Consider the following 2,969-nt stretch of genomic DNA (forward strand, 5'->3'; position numbering starts at 1 on the left):
ATCAGTGCCCACGGGTCGGCGTACTTGCCGGGTTTGCCGCGGTATGGCGAGCGGTGTTTGAGGATCTGCTTGATCAGCGGGGTGGTCGCCGACATACCGAGGCGTTTGACGCCGCTGAGCCGGCCGCGGGCCATCAGCTCACCGAACGTGGTGTTCTGGAACTGCAGCACCCGCTGGGATTCGGTCGAGTCCATCCAGTCGGTGGCGAACCAGGCCGCGTCGTCGTCCGGGTTGCCGGGCCGGCCGTGGCCGCCCATCGCACCGCCGATGCCGAGTGAATCACCAGCCGCCTTCACCAGCGGTCCCTGGATATGGCGGTGGGTGTCGTCGCCGCCGATCAGGTACTCGCGGCGGGTTTCGGGGGTGGTGACGGCGTTGGTGAACGCCGTGGCCACATCCGATGCGGCGACTGATTGCACGTGGCCGTCGTCGGGGAGGACCGCGTCGAGTTCGGCCAGGCGCGGATTGGCGGTGAGGAGACTGTCGGGCAGCACACCACCGAGCCGCAGAATCACCCATTCGAGTCCGGAGTCGCGCACGATGGCGTCGGCCTCGGCCTTGTGCCCGCCGTAGAGGTCGCCCGGTGCGACGGGTGTGTCGGACCGCAGAATTCCTCTGCGGGAGTATGGATTGCGGGGACCGTACACCGCGATGCTCGACGTCTGCAGGAATCGTGGGGGATTGTCCAGCTTCTTCGCGGCATCGACGAGACTGCGGGTGCCTTCGACGTTGACAGCGCGTGCGAGCTTGCGGTTCTCGTAGCAGAACGGTGGGATGACGGCGGCCAGGTGCACGATCGCATCCGGCGCGGTGCGGGCCACGAGGGCATCGACGGCCGATCCGTCGGTGAGATTGACCCATTCGACGGCCAGGGTGCCCGGCGAGTCGGCGGTATCGGCGGCCAGTTGCCTGATCGCCTTGCGGCCGGCGGGGGTGTCGAGGTCGGTGGCGGTCACATGAAAACCGCGGCGCCGCAACTGCGCGACGGTCGCCTTACCGACCAGCCCGCATGCTCCGGTGACCAGCACCCGGGCTGCGTTCCTCGATGCGGGGCCGTTCTGTGTCGCAGATGTCTGGGTCATGGATCCACTCTCCTGTTCGACTGTTCCGGCGGGCTCGCGCCCTCTGCGCGATAGTGTCGCCATCGTTGGGCTGGTCTGACGGGTGTGCCACAGCTCACCCGATCAGGACGGTCAGACCCGGACCACGGTCCGTCCGCCCACTGACGCCCGCTGCCGGGGCGCGAGGTCGAGCCGGTACAGCGTCGCCCAGAACGCCAGAAGCATGAGGACGGTCGTCGCTGCGGCCAACAACTGCGATCCGAGCAGGAACCTATCAGACGACGCCCAGTCGAGTGGCGTCCGGTTCCAGCCGTCGGCGATCACCATGACTCCCGCCGCGGAGACCGTCATCGCCCCGGCCGCGAGCGCCACGACCGCCGCGTTACGCAGTGCGGTACTGCCTATCTCGTCTGCCACCACTCGCAACCGGATCGCGCCGCACGCGGTGAACATGATCATCACCAGGCATGCGACGCCGACGGCGACCGCGTTGGCGCCCACGGTGTCCGAGAGCCGATGCCACTTGGCGACGACGGTGTACGTACTGATCGCGGTGGCGGCCACCACGCCGAGCACCCCGACGATTCCCCGTAGGCGGAACGGCACGACCACCAGAAGGGCACAGACGATACTCGCGGCGATCGCGCTGTGGCCGCTGGGGAAACTGTTATGGCCGGGTGCCCCGGTCGCCGTGAGCAGGAACGGCCGGGTCAATTCCTCCTTGAGAGGCTGCGCGACGATCTGGCCGCCGATCACGATCACGACACCTGCCAGTGCGAGCAGCGGCCGGCCACGGACGAGCCCGATGGCAGCCACGACGATCGTGGTGATGATCAGTGAACCGGTCGTTATCTGCGACAGGAAGTCGCTCGCCCGAAGTTGCGCGTTGTTTCCGATCTGGTCGGCGCCCGACAGCGCGTAGTCCTCGATGATCTGGCCACGTTCGGTGCGGACCATCAGGTAGTAGGTGGCCGCACACACCGCTGCCGCGACGATAAGGAGTAGCACCCAGCGCACGACGGCGCGCACCGACCCGTTGACCGGGTAGTCGGCGTTCCGGTGGTCGTGGTGCATCTGTGTCCTTTCCTGGGGCGTGGCGATTCCCGAAATCGAAGGGTAGTCGCCGGGTGCGGCACACCGCACGGTGTGCCGGATTGAGCCTAGGCTGGGCGGGTGTCGTTGACCGAGCTCGTTCCGCTGCCCGGCGGGGTGTTCGTCATGGGCTCGGACCGCCACTATCCCGAGGAACGGTCGGCGCACGAGCGTCGGGTTGCGGCGTTCGCGATCGAGCGCCACCCGGTGACCAACGCACAGTACGCCCGATTCGTCACCGACACCGGTTACCGTACCGTCGCTGAGGAACCCGTCGATCCGGCTGATTTTCCCGGTGCCGACCCCGCACAGCTCGTGCCGGGCGCGCTGGTGTTCACCGCGACGGACGGTCCGGTCGACCTCGGTGACTGGACCCGCTGGTGGCGGTGGGTGCCCGGGGCACACTGGCGGGCCCCGGCCGGGCCGGGCAGTGGCGTCGACCATCGGCCCGACCATCCGGTGGTGCATATCGCCTACCGTGACGCGACCGAGTACGCGCGCTGGGCGGACCGGCGCCTGCCGACGGAGGCCGAATGGGAGTACGCGGCGTGGGGAGGGCGGACCGGTACCGAGTACGCCTGGGGATCGGAGTTGCGTCCCGACGGACGGGTGATGGCCAACACCTGGCAGGGACGCTTTCCATATGTCAGTACCGGCTGGGGGTCGACGTCGCCGGTCGGAACGTTTCCGGCCAATGGCTTCGGGCTCGACGACATGATCGGCAACGTCTGGGAGCGGGTGAGCGATGTCTTCGTGCCCCGACATGACACCGGTGTCGGTCCGGTGATCGATGCCGACGGGCGTCCCGATCTGCTG

The 2,969-nt window shown here is 68.0% G+C and carries 3 protein-coding genes; 1 reads left to right on the plus strand and 2 read right to left on the minus strand.

Going from position 1 to position 2,969, the window contains the following annotated elements:
• Both KDB67_RS11355 and KDB67_RS11360 read right to left on the minus strand, forming a co-directional pair.
• Nucleotides 1–1,082 (minus strand): NAD(P)-dependent oxidoreductase (locus KDB67_RS11355; RefSeq protein WP_291015795.1); only part of this gene is annotated, 1,082 nt, incomplete at its 3' end.
• Between the two features lie 111 nt (nt 1,083–1,193).
• Nucleotides 1,194–2,135, minus strand: coding sequence for a phosphatase PAP2 family protein (locus KDB67_RS11360; RefSeq protein ID WP_291015797.1), 942 nt, complete (start codon nt 2,133–2,135; stop codon nt 1,194–1,196).
• Between the two features lie 99 nt (nt 2,136–2,234).
• On the opposite strand from KDB67_RS11360, the gene KDB67_RS11365 reads away from it, so the two are divergent.
• Nucleotides 2,235–2,969, plus strand: a 735-nt coding sequence (locus KDB67_RS11365; protein WP_291015798.1) for an SUMF1/EgtB/PvdO family nonheme iron enzyme, incomplete at its 3' end; no start/stop codon positions are given.

It is taken from the genome of Gordonia sp. (in: high G+C Gram-positive bacteria) (genome assembly GCF_020438995.1).
In the GTDB taxonomy this organism is placed as follows: Bacteria; Actinomycetota; Actinomycetes; order Mycobacteriales; family Mycobacteriaceae; genus Gordonia.

Bases quoted from the DNA above. Each gene is read 5' to 3' on its own strand.
- KDB67_RS11360 (WP_291015797.1), bottom strand. From the start codon at position 2,135: ATGCACCACGACCACCGGAACGCCGACTACCCGGTCAACGGGTCGGTG.